At 51.1% G+C, this 19,769-nt stretch carries 19 protein-coding genes; 10 read left to right on the top strand and 9 right to left on the bottom strand.

Annotated features, from left to right (window positions below; translation table 11 throughout):
• The first annotated feature begins 582 nt into the window (after nt 1–582).
• On the top strand, nt 583–3,795 hold the full coding sequence (infB, locus tag ACKFKH_RS26770; protein ID WP_446861401.1) for a translation initiation factor IF-2: 3,213 nt from the start codon (nt 583–585) through the stop codon (nt 3,793–3,795).
• 114 nt (nt 3,796–3,909) lie between these two features.
• On the opposite strand, the gene ACKFKH_RS26775 is transcribed toward infB, so the two are convergent.
• Nucleotides 3,910–4,989, bottom strand: a complete 1,080-nt coding sequence (locus tag ACKFKH_RS26775) for an acyl-CoA dehydrogenase family protein (RefSeq protein WP_446861402.1) — start codon at nt 4,987–4,989, stop codon at nt 3,910–3,912.
• A gap of 53 nt (nt 4,990–5,042) precedes the next feature.
• Here ACKFKH_RS26775 and ACKFKH_RS26780 point away from each other — a divergent pair, with 53 nt between their 5' ends.
• Nucleotides 5,043–5,678, top strand: a complete 636-nt coding sequence (locus tag ACKFKH_RS26780; RefSeq protein ID WP_446861403.1) for a rhomboid family intramembrane serine protease — start codon at nt 5,043–5,045, stop codon at nt 5,676–5,678.
• On the opposite strand, the gene ACKFKH_RS26785 is transcribed toward ACKFKH_RS26780, so the two are convergent.
• The 3 genes from ACKFKH_RS26785 to ACKFKH_RS26795 are packed head-to-tail and all read right to left on the bottom strand — an operon-like array spanning nt 5,666 to nt 6,922.
• Nucleotides 5,666–6,046 (bottom strand): low molecular weight protein tyrosine phosphatase family protein, encoded by a 381-nt coding sequence (locus ACKFKH_RS26785; RefSeq protein WP_446861404.1) that lies wholly within the window; start codon nt 6,044–6,046, stop codon nt 5,666–5,668. The genes ACKFKH_RS26780 and ACKFKH_RS26785 overlap by 13 nt on opposite strands.
• An 11-nt stretch (nt 6,047–6,057) precedes the next feature.
• Complete coding sequence (gene gatC, locus ACKFKH_RS26790; protein ID WP_446861405.1) at nt 6,058–6,351, bottom strand: Asp-tRNA(Asn)/Glu-tRNA(Gln) amidotransferase subunit GatC; 294 nt, start codon at nt 6,349–6,351, stop codon at nt 6,058–6,060.
• A 49-nt stretch (nt 6,352–6,400) separates the two neighbouring features.
• On the bottom strand, nt 6,401–6,922 hold the full coding sequence (locus tag ACKFKH_RS26795) for a photosystem I assembly protein Ycf3 (protein ID WP_446861406.1): 522 nt from the start codon (nt 6,920–6,922) through the stop codon (nt 6,401–6,403).
• A 192-nt stretch (nt 6,923–7,114) separates the two neighbouring features.
• Between ACKFKH_RS26795 and ACKFKH_RS26800 the strand changes: the two genes are divergently transcribed.
• Nucleotides 7,115–8,422: a hypothetical protein gene (locus tag ACKFKH_RS26800; RefSeq protein ID WP_446861407.1), complete on the top strand. Its 1,308-nt coding sequence runs from the start codon at nt 7,115–7,117 to the stop codon at nt 8,420–8,422.
• A 121-nt stretch (nt 8,423–8,543) separates the two neighbouring features.
• On the opposite strand, the gene ACKFKH_RS26805 is transcribed toward ACKFKH_RS26800, so the two are convergent.
• Complete coding sequence (locus ACKFKH_RS26805; RefSeq protein ID WP_446861408.1) at nt 8,544–9,722, bottom strand: SpoIID/LytB domain-containing protein; 1,179 nt, start codon at nt 9,720–9,722, stop codon at nt 8,544–8,546.
• 453 nt (nt 9,723–10,175) lie between these two features.
• Here ACKFKH_RS26805 and ACKFKH_RS26810 point away from each other — a divergent pair, with 453 nt between their 5' ends.
• The gene (locus ACKFKH_RS26810) at nt 10,176–11,132 is read left to right on the top strand and encodes a ribonuclease Z (RefSeq protein WP_446861409.1); all 957 of its coding nucleotides are present in this window, start codon (nt 10,176–10,178) and stop codon (nt 11,130–11,132) included.
• A gap of 151 nt (nt 11,133–11,283) precedes the next feature.
• Here ACKFKH_RS26810 and trpD read toward each other — a convergent pair whose 3' ends face one another.
• Complete coding sequence (gene trpD, locus ACKFKH_RS26815) at nt 11,284–12,369, bottom strand: anthranilate phosphoribosyltransferase (RefSeq protein ID WP_446861410.1); 1,086 nt, start codon at nt 12,367–12,369, stop codon at nt 11,284–11,286.
• Between the two features lie 31 nt (nt 12,370–12,400).
• On the opposite strand from trpD, the gene ACKFKH_RS26820 reads away from it, so the two are divergent.
• From ACKFKH_RS26820 to ACKFKH_RS26830, 3 genes are all read left to right on the top strand, one after another.
• A complete protein-coding gene (locus ACKFKH_RS26820; protein ID WP_446861411.1) occupies nt 12,401–12,544 on the top strand; it encodes a hypothetical protein in 144 nt (47 codons plus the stop codon).
• A gap of 203 nt (nt 12,545–12,747) precedes the next feature.
• Nucleotides 12,748–13,863, top strand: coding sequence for an EAL domain-containing protein (locus tag ACKFKH_RS26825; RefSeq protein WP_446861412.1), 1,116 nt, complete (start codon nt 12,748–12,750; stop codon nt 13,861–13,863).
• A gap of 105 nt (nt 13,864–13,968) precedes the next feature.
• Nucleotides 13,969–14,352, top strand: coding sequence for a hypothetical protein (locus tag ACKFKH_RS26830; RefSeq protein WP_446861413.1), 384 nt, complete (start codon nt 13,969–13,971; stop codon nt 14,350–14,352).
• Between the two features lie 74 nt (nt 14,353–14,426).
• Here the strand turns inward: ACKFKH_RS26830 and ACKFKH_RS26835 are convergent, their stop codons facing one another.
• Nucleotides 14,427–14,744, bottom strand: coding sequence for a DUF3067 family protein (locus tag ACKFKH_RS26835; RefSeq protein WP_446861414.1), 318 nt, complete (start codon nt 14,742–14,744; stop codon nt 14,427–14,429).
• A 266-nt stretch (nt 14,745–15,010) separates the two neighbouring features.
• Here ACKFKH_RS26835 and petC point away from each other — a divergent pair, with 266 nt between their 5' ends.
• Nucleotides 15,011–15,553 (top strand): cytochrome b6-f complex iron-sulfur subunit, encoded by a 543-nt coding sequence (petC, locus tag ACKFKH_RS26840; protein ID WP_446861415.1) that lies wholly within the window; start codon nt 15,011–15,013, stop codon nt 15,551–15,553.
• A gap of 153 nt (nt 15,554–15,706) precedes the next feature.
• Nucleotides 15,707–16,690 carry a cytochrome f gene (gene petA / locus ACKFKH_RS26845; RefSeq protein ID WP_446861416.1) on the top strand — a complete coding sequence of 328 codons (984 nt, stop codon included), beginning with the start codon at nt 15,707–15,709 and terminating at the stop codon, nt 16,688–16,690.
• Between the two features lie 32 nt (nt 16,691–16,722).
• Here petA and ACKFKH_RS26850 read toward each other — a convergent pair whose 3' ends face one another.
• Both ACKFKH_RS26850 and ACKFKH_RS26855 read right to left on the bottom strand, forming a co-directional pair.
• On the bottom strand, nt 16,723–17,190 hold the full coding sequence (locus ACKFKH_RS26850; protein WP_446861417.1) for an SRPBCC domain-containing protein: 468 nt from the start codon (nt 17,188–17,190) through the stop codon (nt 16,723–16,725).
• A gap of 144 nt (nt 17,191–17,334) precedes the next feature.
• A complete protein-coding gene (locus tag ACKFKH_RS26855; RefSeq protein ID WP_446861418.1) occupies nt 17,335–18,078 on the bottom strand; it encodes a response regulator transcription factor in 744 nt (247 codons plus the stop codon).
• Nucleotides 18,079–18,333: 255 nt separating this feature from the next.
• Here ACKFKH_RS26855 and ACKFKH_RS26860 point away from each other — a divergent pair, with 255 nt between their 5' ends.
• Entirely contained in the window at nt 18,334–19,515 is a 1,182-nt protein-coding gene (locus tag ACKFKH_RS26860) for a glycosyltransferase (RefSeq protein WP_446861419.1), read from the top strand.
• The last annotated feature ends 254 nt before the right edge of the window (nt 19,516–19,769 follow it).

A 19,769-nucleotide genomic window follows, 5' to 3' on the forward strand; every position in this document is an offset into this window, starting at 1 on the left:
TGCCGACTCCAGCGTCTACTTGTGAGACAAACCCCTGGAAGGCAAAGAAAACTAGAAAATGTGCACACGATGCTGGTCAAGTGGATTTGCTAAAGTAAAGTGGACTTGACTATCCTCCCCAAACTTGATTGAATTATTGCACTCATCACCATCTACTGATTCCCTGTAGGAGATTGCCAAGCTTGATTGACTCTGAGGTAAAACGTCTTCTCCCTAACTAACATCCCTCCAGCTTAAGACTGTCCGTTACAGTCCTCCAGCCCAGTTGCGGCAGTGACGTTTAGAGTCCGATCGGACAATCGTGCAGACAGTGTGAGACAGTGACAAGTGCTCAAAAATCTCCCACAAACTTAAGAAAATCAGCCGTTTGCTCTGCTGAAACCCTTAGATTTGTGCAAAATGATGTTAAAGCTGTTTACAGTGTAGAGCAGTCTAGTTTACAAAGACTGTTTAATCAAGCAAACCGCCCCTGAAGACTTTTCGTTCTTAGAACAGCCTGTCCTCAGAATCGAGAACCTTCTCAGGAGCGCAATTAGTCAACCCAGAACGAATGTAGTTTTAGTCAAAACAGAAGGCAACTATGTGACAACTGGAATCGAATCGAGGGAAGAGTGGATGAACAACGGCAAAGTTAGAATTTACGAGCTATCGCGAGAATTAAATTTGGACAATAGAGACCTCCTGGCCATTTGCGAACAACTAAATATTTCTGTCAAAAGTCACAGCAGTACCATCTCAGAAGGTGAAGCGGGACAAATCCGCTCTGCTGCTGAAAAATATGTTGCCAGTCACCCCCCTTCTCCAAAATCGGCCCCCAGTCGTCCGACTGCGCCTTCACAACCTGCTGAGTCTAAAAAGAAAACGCCCTTGAATATCCAGAAAAAACAACAAATTTTAGAAATCCGTAGACCGATCACGCGATCGACCTCTGAGCAGACCGAGCTACGCACTCCTCCAGTGCCCCCTTCCAGTCAACCTCCCGCCAAGCCTGCCGAGCCAAGTCGCCCAGCCCGTTCTCCAGTTTCAGAGTCCGAAGATTCGGTTGAGTCGATTTCTTCGAGTTCCCCGCAGGGGCTTGCTCCTGTTATCGCGCCAGACACTTCCCCCGTTAGCCCTCCTCCTCCTGTAGAAGCGCCTGCCCTCCCAGTAGAAGCCATGGCCCCTAACCTAGAAGCAGCGGCACCCGAAGCGCCAACCTCTCTTCAAGCGCCCAGTGCCCCTTCTATCCCCGTGATCGAAGTTCAGGCTCCTCCCCAACCTCCCGCAAAACCTGCCGTCACTTCTCAGTCTGCGCGACCTGGGTTGACCAACAAACCGTTGCTCAAGCGCGATAAACAAGCCGCTTCACAGCCTGCTCCAGACCGCCGAGAAGGTGGAGCGCCCCAAAGAGAAGGAGTCAGACCTCAAGGTGGCACTCCAGTCCCTGGAACTCGCCGTCCTGCTCCTGCCAAGCCCTCTGAAGAACGGACAACTCCGCGTCCTCAAATCATGGAGTTGCGCCGTCCCAAACCCGTTCAGTCGCCCCAAGAAGTGGCAGCTCTAGCGGATAGTGCGGTAGCAGGGGGGCAGCCCGTTTTACGAGTCAATCGCCCGGTCAGACCTGGTGATGCCCCCGCGACCCCTGTGGCTCCTGGCGCGCTCGACATGCAGCTAAACCGACCAACTCCTCCCAAACCCAAGCGTACTAAAGGCTGGGATGACGAGGAAGAGGAAGTGCAAGAGCTTTCTGAAAAGGCCAAACAACTGGCTGCCAAAGGCAAGCGGCGGGCCCAACCCAAAATTGACGAAGAGGACGAAGAAGACCTCGACCAGCTATTGGATGCGTCCATCGTTGATCCCGCTCAGGTTAGCATTTCGCTCGCCCGCCCAGCACGGCCCAAGAGTCTACCGGGTCAGCAAACACGAGTGGCAGCGGCTCCGACTCCAGCAGCCCCTCAGCGCAAAAAGTCTGGCGGCGGCAGCAGTATGCGCGATCGCCGCGATCGTCGTGAGCAAGAAGCTAAGGTCGAACGTCCAGAAATCATTACTCTCACAGGCGGTTTGACCGTTCAAGAGTTGGCGACCAAGCTGGCTGTTCCGGCAACTGAGGTGATCACCAAGCTGTTTATGAAGGGCATTGCGGCCACGATTACGCAAACGCTTGATATTGGCACCGCGACAATGGTGGCTGAGGAATACGGCACGCTGGTCGAAGCAGGCGAGAAACAAGAAGCTGCCCGTAAGCTCACCGAAATGGTTGGTGTGGAAGACGTAGATCATCTGATTCGCCGTCCGCCTGTTGTGACGATTATGGGTCACGTTGACCACGGGAAAACGACGCTGCTCGACTCGATTCGCAAAACAAAAGTGGCTCAGGGAGAAGCGGGCGGCATCACGCAACACATTGGGGCTTACCACGTTGATGTTGAGCATAATGGTGCCGAACAACAAGTAGTCTTCCTGGATACTCCAGGTCACGAAGCCTTTACTGCGATGAGAGCAAGAGGCGCACGGGTAACTGACATTGCAATTTTGGTGGTGGCTGCCGATGACGGAGTACAGCCTCAAACCATTGAAGCCATCAGTCACGCTAAAGCGGCGCAGGTGCCAATCATCGTTGCAATCAACAAGATTGACAAAGAAGGCTCACAGCCCGATCGCGTCAAACAAGAACTAACAGAATACCAACTCGTTCCTGAGGAATGGGGCGGCGACACGATTATGGTTCCGGTGAGCGCTTTGAGCGGCGACAATTTGGATACGCTGCTGGAGATGATTCTTCTAGTTGCGGAAGTTGAGGATTTGACGGCAAACCCCGATCGCGCTGCTAGAGGAACCGTCATCGAAGCTCACCTGGACAAGGCGAAAGGCCCCGTTGCCACGTTGCTGATTCAGAATGGGACTTTGAGAGTGGGCGATGTGCTAGTCGCAGGGTCGTCGCTGGGTAAAGTTCGGGCAATGGTGGACGATCGTCTCCAACGTGTTCAAGCGGCTTCACCGTCGTTTGCCGTAGAAGTTCTTGGGTTGAGTGACGTTCCGGCGGCGGGGGATGAGTTTGAAGTCTTCCAGGACGAGAAGGATGCGCGTGCGGTCGCTTCTGACAGAGCCGATGAGCAGCGCCAATCTCGGTTGTTGGCAGCCATGTCTTCTCGCCGAGTCAGCTTGAACACGTTGTCTGCGAAGGCTCAAGAAGGCGATCTCAAGGAGTTGAATCTGGTGCTGAAGGCTGACGTACAAGGGTCAGTCGAAGCAATCCTCGGTTCTTTGCGCCAGTTGCCTCAAGGCGAAGTTCAGGTGCGGGTGCTGTTTGCGGCTCCGGGTGAGATTTCTGAAACAGACGTTGACCTGGCAGCAGCGAGTGATGCGGTCATTATTGGCTTCAACACGACGCTGGCACCGGGGGCCCGACAGGCTGCCGATCGAGCCGGGGTGGATGTGCGCGACTACAACATCATCTACAAACTGCTGGATGACGTTCAGGGCGCGATGGAGGGTCTACTTGAACCCGAAATGGTCGAGGAATCCTTGGGTCAGGTCGAAGTCCGGGCTGTCTTCCCAGTGGGTCGCGGCGCGGTGGCTGGCTGTTATGTGCTGTCGGGTAAGATCATTCGGAACTGTAAGGTGCGAGTGCGTCGCGGCGACAAGCTGGTTCACGAAGGCAACCTCGATTCGCTGAAGCGGATGAAAGAGGATGCGCGGGAAGTCAACGCTGGCTACGAGTGTGGTATCGGTCTTGATAGTTTTAGCGCCTGGGAATTGGGCGATATTATCGAGGCTTACCGAATGATCTCGAAGCGTCGGACGCTTGCCAAGTAAGCCACTACATTCAATCAAAACTTTGGGGTGTACGAAAATTGTATGCCCCTTTTTTTGGCTTCTCGAAACTGTGGACTACGCTAGAAAAACGGGATTCTACACTTTTCATCGAATTCACGATCGTTTACTTGACCTCACCAGGCGATCGAGCGTTCTTTCCATGACGGCGATCGTTTGTCCTGAAACTGTGAACACCAGGGCTTCTCGATAGATGCGTTGGGCAGGATGATATTTAGAGTTGGCGGCTCCACTGGAAACGGTTACCGCGGCTTGGGCGCATCGGTTCGCCAGGTCGATCGCCCAGACTCTTAGGCGTAATTTTTCCTCAAAGGATTCGCCTTGCTGTTGAGCGGCGTAAACCTGATGGCGACAGTCGTTTAATTCTTGAGATAGGGATTCTAAAGCGGGCGCGATCAGTAAAAAAGGTTTTGATCTCGAACTAGCTTCTAACAAATCTAATCCCGCCTGAGCGCAGCCTAATGCAAAAAAGCTGGAGTTGAGAACGTTGAGGCGATCGCTTTGATGAATCGCTCCCGCAGGTTGCACAAAGACCACTTCAGAATCGGGCAAGATCCACTCGGTCAAATGAGCAGCAACAGTTTGAGTCGAATTCATGGCCGCCAGAGGCATCGGTTCACTAAACAGAATTTCGCCCCCGAACTGCTGAGTTTTGACAAAGGGCACCATGCCATAGACCGCTTGACCATCGGGCAACGCCGCCGCCGCAATAAAAGTCTCAAAGCAGCCAAAGCCCGTTACCCAGGGCACTTGTCCATAAAGTCGGTAGCCTCCTGGAATGGCGATCGCTTTAATCGGGGGATTGTCTTCGCGACGCAGATGAGAAAAGCCGATGCCGACGAGTTTTTGCCCGCTGCCCATCCACGGGAGGTAGGCTTGTTTGAGGGATTCGTTTTGGCTTTTGACGAGCAGAGAGGCCGCGCTTTGATGTTGAGTTTGCAGAAAGGCCAGCGCGCCTGAATATCTAGCAATCCGTTCCTGAAAGCTGTAGAAAGTCGCTTCATCCACCCCTGATCCCTGCCAAAATTCTGGAACCCGCAGCGCCAGCAAATTTAAATCTGCTAGATCGTGTAGCGCCGATCGCAGCACTTCTGAATTTTCGTCTAGCTTGATCGCGTTAGGGGCGGCGGTTTGGAGGTAATCTTCAAGCCGATCGACGGGATTCAAAAAGGTCATGGAAAGAGTAGGATGATTGGGCACTCAGCAACTTCATCCCATCCTAGCCCTCTATGCAGAACGATATCAGTCGTGTGGTCTTGACCGACTGGCTTTCTCAGACTCGATTTTTGATTTATCTGGTGGCGATCGCCTGGCTGGTTTCGATCGTCAACTTCGGACTTTTAGAAGATGGGCTTGATCAGTTAGGCATTCAGCCGCGCACTCTGGCGGGACTACCCGGAATTTTGTTTGCCCCCTTTTTGCATGTCACCTGGCATCATCTCGAAGGCAATACTTACTACTTCGTGATTTTTGGCGGGCTGATTTTGCTTCAAGAATCGAGTAATTTTGGCGTAGTGACCGCGACCACAGCATTATTTAGCGGACTAGGAACGTGGCTGTTTGGCATTGCTAATCGACGCGGCAAGCGAGTCATTCACATGGGCGCAAGTGGCGTGATTTTTGGCTACCTGGGATTTCTGCTGTCGTTAGCCTATTTTGATCGTACGCTTTCGACCGCCCTGATCTTGACGCTGCTTGCCTTCTTTTTTGGAAAACTTCTCTGGGGCATCGTGCCTTTGCAGGAAGGAATTTCGTGGGAGGGACACCTATTCGGATTTCTCGGCGGAATCTTTACAGCACGTCACCTATCAGCGTTAAAGGAACTGGTTAACCAGTTAATCGCTTTAGCGGATCAAATTGTATAATCATTCGATTCCGGCAGTTCAATATAGTCGCTCAACTTCGCCTTCAGACTATCAATCAACTCAACATTCATATATTCACAGCCATCAGAGATAGGGAGGCAGATCAATCGCTTGTTTGTTAGAATCTCGCTGAATTTGCGCTGAAGGATTTCGCGGTGCCGCTTCTCCATGACAAAGATTAGATCTGCCCAGCCTAACAGTCCCTCTGTGACTCGAATTCTCGCACCCTGTTCCGTTCCCGCAGACTTAACAGCGTAGCGACCCCTTGCGGGTAACTCAAAGAGATCGTCCCCTCGATACAGCGTTTCGGCCGTCAGACTTCGCCATTTATAGTGACTGCAAACAAACAGAAGTTTCGGTTTTTCCATCAACCATCGACTCAATCACCCGTGACAATCTTGGGCACCTTAAAAAATTCGCCTTCTCGATCGGGCGCACTATCCAAAATTGCCTCTCGCTCAGTCGAAGGGTTGTGTTGATCAAGGCGTACGACATTACTAACCTCGATCGCGCGTGTCGTCGGCTGCACATCAGTCACATCTAACTCACTCAACTGCTCAAAATAATCCAAGATACTGCTGAGTTGAGTGGAGAATTTTTCTTCCTCTTCGGGCGTAAGTTGCAGACGGGCCAGATGAGCAACTTTGTGAACTTGTTGGCGATCGAGACTCATAAGCTTGTAATCATGACGGTTAGCGGTCAATAATCAGGTAATGACGGGACTAGAAGTAGATATCCATGCCCGATCGCCCCGTAGTTTTGAGCCAGTTTTGAGCTTCGATATAATTGTTGGGAGCCAGGAGAATGGCGCGTTTCCAAAACTCGGCAGCTTCGTCAAACAGCTTGTCGGCTTCTGCATCTTTGCCGTCGTCTTTGGCTTTTTCGCCCTGATAGTGCAAAATCACCGCGATGTTGTTGAGCGCCTGTGGTAGTCGGGGGTTGAGATCGATCGCCTGATGGTAAAAGCCTAACGCCCTTTCGTGTTCGCCATTACTCGCATGGATCAGCCCCATGTTGTAGAGAATGTAGCTGCGATCGTTATCATCCTCTTCCAGAGTCAGCGCTTCTTCATAGTTTTCTAGCGCCTCAGCATACTCGCCCTCTGCTTGAGCAGACATGCCATCCCGGTAATAAGCAAAGGCTTCTTTTTCTTTTCGACTGGCAGGAAACACCTTCAGAATCAGATCTGCCATCACCGTAAAGCTCTTGTCGATAAAGTTATCGTTGCGTTGTGATCTAGGCATATCGCGTCGTGAAAAATTGGAGAAACAGTATCGCGTCGTCTATCAGTTTAGCGCCCTTGGGGACGGGGAAGACAGAAGACAGGAGACGTTCAAAGCTGCACAGTCCAGAATCCAAAGTCCATTGAATTTCTCCCCGACTCGCCAACCCACTTCTTATACTGGAGACGGAACCCTTTTCTTAGGGAAAGAAACATGAACAATCCGACACCCGATCCTGCTGTGATGAAAGCAGTCGAGCGACTAGACTATCGTGTCACGGTTGGCGATGTCGCGGCCCAGGCTGGCTTGGATGTCAATCTGGCACAACAAGGGCTTTTGGTTTTAGCCTCCGAAACCGGGGGACACCTGCAAGTAGCCGAGTCGGGAGACATGATCTATCAGTTTCCGCCAGACTTTCGGAATGTGTTGCGTGACAAATACTTTCGGCTGCGGCTCAAAGAGTGGTGGGACAAGGTTTGGCGAGTTTTGTTCTATCTGATTCGCATCTCCTTTGGGATTATGTTGATTTTGCTGATTGTGTTGGCGATCGCTGCCATTGTGGTGGCCGTCATTGCCATTAATTCCAGTCGGGGAGACGACGATCGGGGCGACTCAGGTGGCGGATTTAATATGCCGGGTTTCTGGATTACGCCTGATTTCTTTTGGATTTTTTCTCCCAACTACGACACAGGCTACGAACGGCGACGTGCTAAGGGACAGTCCAGCCAGCTTAACTTTTTGGAAGCCGTCTTTTCTTTCTTGTTTGGTGACGGCAACCCCAACGCAGACCTTGAAGAACGACGCTGGCAAACGATCGGGACGGTAATTCGCAACCACCAAGGAGCCGTAATCGCTGAACAAATCGCACCCTATTTAGACGAAGTGGGCGAAGGGTTCGATCGTGAATACGAACAATATATGCTGCCTGTGCTGGCTCGATTTAACGGTCGCCCCGAAGTCAGTCCCGAAGGTCAAATCGTCTACCACTTCCCAGATTTACAAACGACCGTAACCGAACAGCGTCGCAAGTCGGTGCCAGCCTATTTGAAAGAAGCGCTGTTTGCCTTTAGTCGGGCTAGCAAGGGGCAAATCGTATTGGCAGCAAGTTTGGGCGTGGTGCTGTTGGGGTTGGGAATCACCCTCGCGGGACTAACCTGGGGTGGAGCCGTTGTTTCTGGATCTGCGTTGGTTTTGGGAAGAACGATCGCCATTCTCTCTCTTGGTTACAGTGCTGCTTATCTGACAATTCCTCTGATCCGCAGCGCCTGGATTCAAGGACGCAACCGCAAGATTCTCGCCAGAAATCAGCAACGTCAGCAGCGCCTTCAACTTCTAGAACAAGCCGATCCTGTGGTCGAACAGAAGTCACTCTACGCCCAACAATTTGCGACTGAAACGGTGATTCAAAATGAGGATTTGGTTTACAGCAGCGATCGCGATCTCATTGAGCAAGACCTCGATCGGGCTGATCAAATCGATGCCGAGTGGCAAAAACGCCTTGAAGAAGGAACAAAAAACTAAAGAAGTTAGGAGGCTAATCCTCGGACTCCTCCCTCCTCGCGAAGCGAATTACCCCCAAAGGGGGAACAGATCATCGAAGTTCTCCCTCCTCGCGAATGTGGGGCAAAGCCCTCCCTGACGCCTACTTCACTTCAATCTTTGCCAGCGTAGCGTTGTCGTAGTAGTACCGCACAATCTGCTGATAATTCCAGCGTTGTTGAGTGGCCAGATTGTAAGCACCATATTGGCTCAGTCCTAACCCATGACCAAACCCTTTGCCGTTGACCACAAACGAGATCGGAGAGGGTTTGCTGTTACTTTTTGTCGCCTGCCCCCCTTGCGAACTCACGCTAAAAAGCGTACTTCTTAAATCAAGCGCAGCGCGTAGAGCATCACCACTGATCGATCGCTCTCCCTTATCACCCTTAACCCGCATTGACACAATTCGTCCGCAGGTTGTGACTTTCTCAGGCACCATTGAGACAATTTCGCCGACCCCAGTGATGCGACGACTCAGTTGATCGCGGCTAAACGGCTTGCTCCATTGGTAAACGGGAGCACCCTGGTCAAAATCTCTCTTAGCGCGCAGATAGGGTAACGGCTGTGTCCAGACTTCTTCGACGTTATCAATACAGCCCCCTGACGAGGAATGAAACACGGCATTGATGATTCGACCGTTGTGGACAATAACCTGCCCTTTGGTGGCTTCGACGGCCATCTGCGTCCCCTGTGACTCGCGATCGACCCCCGTATACACCTGCCACGAATCTGTATCGCCCACATCAAACACAGTGTTCGCACTTTGACGCTGATACAGCGCGTAAGAACGGGCCGCAACCGCTTGCGCTTTCAACGCTTCTTGTGGCCAGTTGCCATTCATTTCGCTGCCGAGAACACTGTAGAGATAATGTTCTAAGTCAACGTAATTGACGGCTGTAAGTCCTGATCCCCTAGGTACGAGAAGGGCCCGACCCCGATACCAGCGATCGCCTATCCAGACAACACCGCCTTCGGTTGGCTCGACTGAGATTTCTCCGCCATTCCAGCGATCGAGGGCGACCGTTCCCCCGTTTGCTTGAGCTGTAAAGCCATTCATCCCTTGAATCTCGCCCAGGGCACGACCCGACTCATCTCGAACCACAGCCTTAGTCGAACTGCCCACATTAATTTGTTTGACGTTTTGTTGAATGGCAACGCGGAGTTCCAGCGCGGATGCGGGAGCGATCGCAGCGAACCAAATCAGGGCAGTCAGCCACCAGTTTTTTCCTGTCGTGACGCTGAGTTTTGACATGAGAAACGGGAGGAGTGAGCGAACTATCATCAGAAATTTCCTTGCAGGGTGCTTTGTAACAGATCACAAGCGATCGGTTGCCGGATCTGGATTGATCTGAATGCAGATTGCCAACGCTGCTTAATATAAGTCAATTTTCCTGCTCTGGATGTATCAGAATTTTTTAACCCAAAGGCAAGCTTAAGGGCAGCATTTCTTATGTAGAGTCACAACCAAACGATCTCGGCACTAAAACCATAGATGTAGGGTTATGAAGATTTGTGAAGAATACTGAGTGTTTTTGAACCAACGACTCACAGATAGTTTTGACTGTGAAATTTCTCATAGGTTCCAATCTGGTGAATCAGCAAATGTGGCAGCCACCTTTCTGCAAATCATGAACTACAAATTTCAGTTTCCTGCATCCTAGAATTCCATCGTTTTTTGCTTCCTGTGTCACCATGAAGAAGTGAAATAACTTACATAAAACAAGTCGATCGAGTTTTGCAGATCACATTTTTAGGAACGAGTTCTGGGGTGCCGACGCGATCGAGAAATGTGTCTGGAGTCGCCCTACGGTTGCCTCAACGCGCCGAGGTGTGGCTGTTTGACTGTGGCGAAGGGACTCAACACCAATTTTTACGCAGCGATCTGCGGGTCAGTCAGATTCGACGAATTTTTGTCACCCACATGCATGGCGATCACATTTTTGGCTTGATGGGTCTGCTGGCAAGTTGTGGTTTGGCGGGCAATCCCGATCGCATTGACATCTACGGGCCGCCCGACCTGGATGAGTATCTCAAAGCCTGTAAGCGCTATTCACAAACGCATTTCTCTTACCCCGTCAAGGTTCACACGGTCAAACCGGGATTGGTGTTTGAAGACGAAGAATTTTCGGTCAGTTGCAGTCTGCTCAAGCATCGAGTGCCTGCCTTTGGGTATCGAGTCACCGAGAAAGATCGGGCAGGTCATTTTGATGTCGATCGCGCCAAAGCGCTAAAAATTCCTTCTGGGCCGATTTATGGACAGTTGAAACGCGGCGATCGCGTCACGCTTCCCGATGGGCGGCAAATCAATGGAGCGGATTTGTGCGGCCCGACAGAGATTGGCAGAAAGGTCGTCTATTGCACAGACACCGTTTATTGTGACAACGCGGTCGGACTCGCCAAAGATGCCGATGTCTTGATCCACGAAGCCACCTTTGCCCATCAAGATGCCGAGTTAGCCTATCAGCGTCTCCATTCCACAACCACGATGGCGGCTCAAGTCGCATTAGGGGCACAAGTCAACAAACTGATCATGACGCACTTCAGTCCGCGATATGCGCCAGGGAACCCGATCGAACTCAAAAATCTGCTAGAAGAAGCCCGCTCAATCTTCCCCAACACCGACCTGGCTTCTGACTTCTGGACTTACGACGTACCGCGCCGATTGACCAACCTTCCCGTAAACGTTACTTAGCCTGAAAAGCAAGTTTTGTCTCGATCGCCGCGCCTTGATTCGTTGGGTTTGACCAACCTTCCCGTAAACGTTACTTAGCCTGAAAAGCAAGTTTTGTCTTGATCGCCGCGCCTTGATTCGTTGGGTTTGTCTAGTCTCTGCCCCTAATCCGTCACTGCAAAAATTCGACAAGCCGCTCCAGAGTTCTCCAGGCTTCACCACTCGCGAGAATCTCTTTGGCTAAGAGAAGACCTTTTGCATAATCGTCAGTTACGTCTCCAACCTGTAGGGCCAGACTAGCATTGAGAGCCACGACCTCCATTTGTGCGCGTGTCCCTTTTCCTTGTAGGACATTTTTAAGAATTTCTGCGTTGGTCTGCACATTGCCTCCTTTGAGTGAAGCGATCGCTGCGGCCTCGACTCCTAATTCTCGTGGGTCTAAAGTCGTCAGATGAACGGTTTGATTAGACAAAATCGCTAGATCCGTTAAATCCCCCAATCCCGCTTCGTCTAGCCGTTCTCGACCATGCAGCACGATCGCTTTTTGCGTACCAAGTTGATTGAGAGCTTGAGCGATCGCCTCCAACAAATCAGGGTCAAAAACGCCAATCACCTGCCCCGTCGGCCGCAACGGATTGACCAACGGCCCCAGCAGATTAAAAACCGTTCTCACTTTGAGCAGCCTGCGTAGGGGAGCGACAACCTTGAGTGCCGGGTGCCAGCCGGGAGCAAATAAAAACGTGATCCCCACCGTCTGCACAGCCGCTTGAATCTTTTCGGCGGGGGCAGCTAGATTGATCCCCAGCGCTTCCAACACATCCGCAGATCCGACTTGACTCGAAGCCGAACGATTGCCATGTTTTGCAACCGAGACCCCAGCCGCCGCCGCTACAAAGGCCACAGCCGTCGAAATATTGAACGTAGACGCGCCATCTCCGCCCGTACCACAGGTGTCAATCAGCGGTGTGGAGTGTGGAGTGTGGAGTGTGGGAGAAGCGGATTGAGACTGGAGAACGTTTGCCATGCCTGCCAGTTCTGACGCAGAGATGCCTTTGGATTGCAGCGCGACGAGAATGGCTCCAGAGAGCGCCGGATGAATCGCGTCAGCTAGCCAGCCCTGCATCAGATTGGCGGCTTGATCGCTGGAAAGAGATTGGCGATCGAGTAACTGTTGCAGCAGACTTGACCATTGAGCCGAGCTTTCCGGCGTGACGTTGCTTAAATTTGGGGCAGCAGGAGTCGGTAAAGATTGAGTCATGTTCTTGACACGCAAAAAGGAATAAAAAGGAATGTTTGCTTTGGTTGACAAATCTTTGGTTGACAAATCTAATGATTTTGCACAGGTTTATCCAAACACAGTTCTGTTTTGGGTTGAGGGTTTTGGCAAAATGACCCCTGTTCACCCGGTTGACGGTAGCGATCAACTCGCCTGATCAGTATTTAATTAGTCATTAAAGTGCATCAAACTATTTTGTTAAATGTGGTAGGTTACTCCAATCCCAGACAGATGTAAAAGTATCGCAGTTTGTGATCCGTTTGTGATCACGATGACGCTGAGTCAGTAGCGGTAAGTGTCTTGCATATAAAGCACGATCGTATACTTTGCAACGAGAGGAACCGTTGACTAGTGCAGAATGTGAATCTATCAAATGACGATCTAAAACTTATTATCCAGCCTTGCGATCGCGAAACAGAGCGGTATCTCGATCAATTGGGATTTAGAGCGATCGCAGCCGTGCCCCAGCTACTCTACAGAACGGCAGAGGAGACCAATCTCGCTGACCTTTTTTTTAGAATTAGTCATTTGATTCCTGATTCTGCTCAGGTGGCTTCCCGCTTTTTGGTCACTCAGTTTTCTCTCGATTCTCGAAATCTCCTGGTCGAATTTCTCAACGCTCAACCGCTTAGTAGTATGACCCTGATGATCAAGAATGCCTGGTTTCTTCAGGTCTTAGCGAGGCAGCGTTTATTCTTTAAATATCAGCCGATTTTTAACCTGGCTACCGGGCATGTGGTCGCTCACGAGTGTCTAGCCAGAGCAAAAAGTGAGCAGGGACAGTGCTTTGGTGGTCAAGAGCTAATTGACGCTGCCCTCTCCATGAATTTAACATTTGAGTTTGACGAGTTAGCCCGATCGACGTGTCTAGACTCCTTAGCAAAGCTCTGCACCAGAGTCGGAAGGGTAGAAACTCCGCAGACTTTTTTTGTGAATGTGTTACCCAATGCGATCGCTCGCGACCCCAAAACTCTGGAGCAAAACTTTCAGCAGGTGATAGACCTGGGGCTGCGCCCTGAACAAATTGTGTTTGAACTTACCGAAGTCGAAGCCCTAGAAAGTTATCCCCAACTCTCCACTCTGATTGAGCAGATTCGCGACTGGGGGTTTGGTCTGGCGATCGATGACCTGGGGAGCAACGTCGCGATCGATCACTACTGCCTGGAGTTTCGCCCGGATGTGATCAAGCTCGATCGACGACTGATTCAGGGTTGTAGTCGCTATGTCTTAAAGCAAGTCATGATCAAGAGTCTGCTGCAATTTGCCCATGAGTTAGGAATTGCTGTGTTGGCAGAAGGGCTAGAAGACGCTAACGATGTTGATTTTTGCCGAGAGCTAGGCGTGGATATGGGACAGGGGTTTGGGCTGGCAACGCCGGAGATTTTGCCGTGGCGTGTGAGCAGCGATTTTTTTGAACCCGCCAGCGATCGCTCCAAGTTACCCGCAAGGGGGCGCTGGATGTCGGCGGCGTGTTGAAGAGGGTGAGGAGTGAGGGGTGAGGAGTGAGGAGAAAACTAGCTCACAACTCAAAACCTTACCCATCCATACGATAATTCAGTGAGTTTCTAGGTTCGCTGACTTATGCAGTTTGAGTTTGTCCCAGTTGAAGAGTTTTATTTTGCACTGACGTTGGCCGTCCGAACGCTCGAAGATATTCAGCAGCCAGGCTTGTCGGAGCAGGTGAGGGCGACGTTAGAACAAAAGTTTGGGCAACCTTCGACCGTGGCGGCGGCTAGTCAAAATACGTTTAACTATGTATTTTTTGTCAAAGATTACGACAACTCTCCAGCCCCTCAACTGATCGTGTCGATCGCCGACTGGCAAGGAAATCTACGTCTGAGCAGCGACTATGGGTGGATGCTTGACCCAGAGCGTAAACCTGTGAGAACTGAGAAATTTGAGCAGCGATCGCACTTCAATCAAACCCTGCGATCGTACTTGCAGGATTGGTTGGGGGTGGGATGAGGGATGAGGGAGAACTTCGATGATCTGTTCCCCCTTTTGGGGTAATCCGCTTCGCGAGAGGGATGAGGGATGCGCTAAAAGTCTTCTAGAATCCACTCTGAGGTGCGATCGCCGAGATCCAGGGGAATGTTAACCGCTTTTCCTAATCGAGGGCGTTCGCGCGTTTTTTGAATGTAGGACTCTACTTGATTGGTGGCTCCCCAAGCGGCAAGATAGCTGCCTACTTGATCAAGATGCTCTAGATACTCAACCTGACTGAGCGGAAAGGAAGCCTGCTCCAGATACTTCCACATGACTTGTACAAAAATCTTGCCCCCCGTTCGGCGTAGCTGAATATCGTAAGAGCGACCCCATTTGTTAAGTAAAAGCTGGTGAAGGTCTTGTCCGGTCATGGCTGCGATCGTGTAGATATTTGTAACATTTCGTATAAATGTGAGACACTGCCTCTTCGCTATGATGCTAATGTTAAAGTTTGTATAATACACCCAACAAAGCCCACAAATCGCTGACTTAAAGGATTTCTAGCACCTTACATAGCTGAAAGAATTCTTAAATTCAGTCGTTTTGGCTCCCGTGTGTAAATAGATCTAAACACAGCCCCTTTAAGATTAAGTTCAGGGCGTTTCATCATTTTCCCCGATATCTCTAGAGCGTAGACATGGCACAACTAACTGGATCTGCTGATGATGTACCCAGCATGGGTCGTCGCCAATTTATGAACCTCCTGATGTTTGGCTCCGAAGCACTTGTTGCAGTGGGCGCACTCTATCCGGTGGTGAAATACTTTATTCCTCCCTCGTCAGGGAGTGGCTCTGGTGGCGTGACCGCTAAAGATGCGCTGGGCAACGATATTCTCGTCAGCGAGTATGTCAAAACCCATCCCCCTGGCGATCGCTCCCTGGCTCAAGGTCTCAAGGGAGACCCTACCTATCTCGTCGTGCAAGAAGATCAATCGATCGGCAGCTACGGCATCAACGCGGTTTGTACTCATCTGGGCTGCGTCGTCCCCTGGAATGCTAACGAGAACAAATTTATGTGCCCTTGTCACGGGTCGCAATACGACAACACAGGTAAAGTCGTCCGTGGGCCGGCACCGCTCTCTTTGGCCCTCGTTCATGCTGCCGTCGAAGACAACAAAGTCAGCTTTACCCCTTGGACAGAAACCGACTTTCGCACTGACGAAGCTCCCTGGTGGGCTTAGGGTCTCATTTTTAGGTCTTCAGTTTTTAGCGGTTGGCTGAGAGTCTGGCAGAGAAGTTTGGCACCGTATCAACTTTTTCACCGACTTTCTAAATGAGCTAATCGCTACCCTCTTGTATTTCCTCTCGTTGTCCCTACACTATTTTCGTTAGAGATGAGAACACGCTTTTTATCGTCGATGTGGCTTCGCAAACTCCAGGTGGCTCAAAAGGTACTGGTTGCGATCGTCGCCGTCACCGTTTTACTGTCGGGTAGTTTGGCGCTTCCTCAAGCGGCGGCTGCCTATCCCATTTTTGCTCAACAACAGTACGAAAATCCCCGCGAAGCTACGGGTCGGATCGTCTGTGCTAACTGTCACCTGGGCGCAAAGCCGACCGAAGTCGAAGTGCCTCAGTCCGTGTTGCCTGATACCGTGTTTGAAGCGGTGGTGAAAATCCCTTACGACATGAGTGTTCAGCAAGTCACGGGCGATGGCTCCAAAGGGCCGTTGAATGTAGGTGCAGTGTTGATGCTGCCCGAAGGCTTTAAGCTGGCTCCTGACGATCGCGTCCCCGAAGAGATGAAGGAAAAGCTGGCTGAGTTGTACATCCAACCCTACAGCGACACCAAAGAAAACATTCTCGTCGTCGGGCCGTTGCCCGGTGAGCAATACAGCGAAATCACCTTCCCGATTTTGTCGCCTGATCCCAATACCAACAAAGCCCTCCGCTTTGGCAAGTATTCGATTCACGTGGGCGGCAACCGGGGTCGCGGGCAGGTTTATCCCGCTGGCAACAAGAGCAACAACGCTATCTACAGTGCGCCTGCAACGGGGCAGATCACCAAGATTGAGAAAGCAGAAGAAGGTGGATTTGTGGTCACGATCCAACCTGAAGGCAAAGACGCTGTGAGTGAAACCATTCCCGCTGGCCCAGAACTGCTGGTCGCAGAAGGTCAAGAAGTCAAGGCTGGAGACGCGCTCACCAACAATCCCAATGTGGGCGGCTTTGGTCAGGTTGACAAAGAAATCGTGCTGCAAAGCCCCAACCGGATTAAAGGACTGCTGGCGTTCTTTGCGATCGTCACCTTTACCCAAATCATGCTCGTCTTAAAGAAGAAGCAAGTCGAAAGAGTCCAGGCTGCGGAAATGAATTTCTAACACCAGACTCACGCTTATCTGCTCACTTTTATCTATCGACGGGATGGGCCACGGTTCATTCCGTTTTTTTGTGTCTCGGCGTATTCCTTTAACTCCTGCGCCATGCGACGAATACCCTGCTGCTCATCTCGACGAATAAACGGCAAAAAGACGGGACTCAGCGCCCCCGAAAAGTTTTCTCGATGGACATACTTGGTACGATCGCCGCCAATGTCTTGAAGCTCAAACACATGCTCATTGCGAAATCCCGGAATCGTCGAAAGCCACTTGAGACAGACCCCCGGCTGGATCAGCGTCACCAATGGCTGAAACTCAATATCGTCTTCGCCTCGTGTCCGTTTGAGTGACAACAGCGTTTCCTGACCTTGCACAAACGGCAGATCAGGGTGGCAGTCATAAAGAAAGGTATTCCAATACTTCCAGCGTTCTTTGTGAAAGAGAATCTGCCAGACTAGCGATCGCGGCGAGTTGATTTCGATTTCAGTGTAGAGACTAGGCATGAAACACACCCCCTTACAGCAAACTACACTCTGGATACCCGCTTCTCTCGCAAATCTTAAACTAAGGGGTCAAAGCAGCAATCCCCGCGCCGATTTATCTTCATTCCTCCTCGCAAAGCAGAACGAACTCCCTCATCCCTTCTTCTACCCCACCATCGAAGACTCAACGCCTTCATCCGCATTGCCCCCCGTCGGAAGCTCCAGACAATAGCCTGCCCCATAAACGGTCTTAATGAAGCGGGGATGACGGGGTTCGGGTTCGAGTTTGGTTCTCAGATGACGAACGTGAACTCGAATCGTCTCAATATCATCATCGGGATCGTATCCCCAAACTTCCTTGAGAATTTCGCTAGGTGAAACCGTCTGCCCATGACGCTGAAGTAGACAATGCAGCAGTTCAAACTCTAGGTGAGTCAGCTTGACCGTCTTGCCAAACCAGATAGCTTCAAAGCGCTCAGGCACGAGAACTAGAGGCCCATAGCTGAGGATTTCGCTGTGTTTGGCGGCTTGAGGAATGCGATCGGTGCGCCGCAACAATGCCCGGACGCGAGCCAGTAGTTCTTCGACCTCAAAAGGCTTGGTCAGGTAATCATCGGCACCCGCATTGAAGCCTTCGACTTTGTTTTGTGTTTGACCCAGGGCTGTCAGCATCAGAACGGGAATATCTGACGTGCGCTCATCTCGACGCAGGCGCTGACAAATAGTAAACCCATCCACCTGGGGCAACATCAGATCAAGCATGATCAGGTCGGGCTGAATTTGCAGCGCCATGGCCTGACCGCGAATTCCGTCTGCTGCCTGACTGACATCGTAGCCAGCCATTTCGAGGTTGACCGCGACGAGTTCTGAGATAGCTGGGTCATCATCAATGACGAGAATCCGGGGCATCATTAAGTCGGTTTACGAATGTTTATTCATGTAGGAACTCGACAAACTGTAAAGTTTCCTGTTCAGATTATACGCAAGGATGCAAAATCCTTCCTCATATAAAGTTCTTCCCCGAAAAAGTTTTTTTGTATTACGAGGTCTAAGTTTTGGATCTGGATGCGCTGCCCGCAGGATTAGTGAACGCTTCTAAGCATTGAAACTCGCTATACTGAGTCGCTGGTCAGGTGGATTGTTGATCTCTCAGGGTAGGTAGCTGTGATTGTTTTACTATTTGTCATCGTTGGGGCGCTAATTGGAATTCAAATTTTTTCTGACAAACTGCGATCGGCAATTCCACAAGCCAGACAACTAGCGATCATCTCCCCGTTAGAAAGTGACGATTTGCCCACGGTGTCGGTGATCATCCCTGCCTACAACGAAGCGGTAAACATTCGGGATTGCGTCGATTCGGTGCTCAAAAGTTCTGATCTGCCCGCCGAAAAGCTGGAGGTTTGGGTCGTCGATGATCAGTCTACCGATGAGACGCTGACGATCGCTCAGTCCATTCTTGATCCCCGTGTAAAGGTGCTTGCAGGGCAGCCCCGGCCTGTGAATGAGACGTGGATGGGAAAAAATTGGGCTTGCGCTCAGGTCACTTCTCACACAAAGGGCGATTTTCTGCTATTCATTGATGCTGACGTGCGATTAAAACGGGGCGCGATCGAGACCGCCCTTCTCACCGCCGAGCAGGAACAGGTAGACTTGCTGACGTTTTGGATGGCGATCGTCTGTGGTTGTTTTGCCGAATGGTTGGCACAGCCGATTATCACGAGTTTGTTTGCAGTTGGCTTTGATTTTGAAGAAGTGAATGATCCCAAACGTGAAACGGCATTTGCGGTTGGGCCGTTTATGCTGTTTCGACGGCAGGCTTACGATCGGATTGGCGGTCACGCTGCGGTGGCGAGTCAAATTGTCGAAGATGTGGAACTGGGACGACGCATCAAACAAAATGGCTTGAAGATCTGGTACGGACTGGGACACGACCTGGCAGACGTGCGAATGTATCAATCAACGGCAGCACTCTGGGAAGGGTGGACAAAGAACTGGTATGTGGGAGTCGATCGCAACCTCAGAGCCATTCTCTACATCGCGTTTGTCACCTTTTTGGTGTTTGCGGTGCCCTGGATCGGAGCCGCGATCGCTCTTGCAAAAATCCTGCTCTTGCCCTTCAATTGGGTGGATCTCAGTACCCTTTTTTTGGCATTGATCGCGATCGCGCTGCAATACAATCTGTACTGCCTCAGTCAGAAATTCTCAAGCATCTCGCCGCGCAACTGGTGGCTAGCCGGGATTGGGGGACTGTTTGTGAGTGCAATTGCGATCGTTTCTGTCATCAAAACGGAGACAGGTTGGGGCTGGACGTGGCGAGGCAGGCGCTTGACTGGGAGTGAGGAGTGAGGAGTGAGGAGTGAGGAGAAATTAACTCAACTTGAATCTACTGAAATTCGCTTTGGTCTTTGCGAGGGGCGGCAGTTTGAGGCTGTCTCTACTTCTTTAGTGAGGCACTTTGAATTAACGTGAATTCGATAAAATCTTTCGCTGCGGTTCTCAAAGCAGCTCCCCAAATTCTTCACCCGTGAGGGACTTTGACCGGGAAATCTCGTCTTAAAGTCCCAGCATTGAGGGACAGAGGCGCTGAACAGGGCAGCGAA

Source organism: Phormidesmis sp. 146-20 (assembly GCF_052939475.1).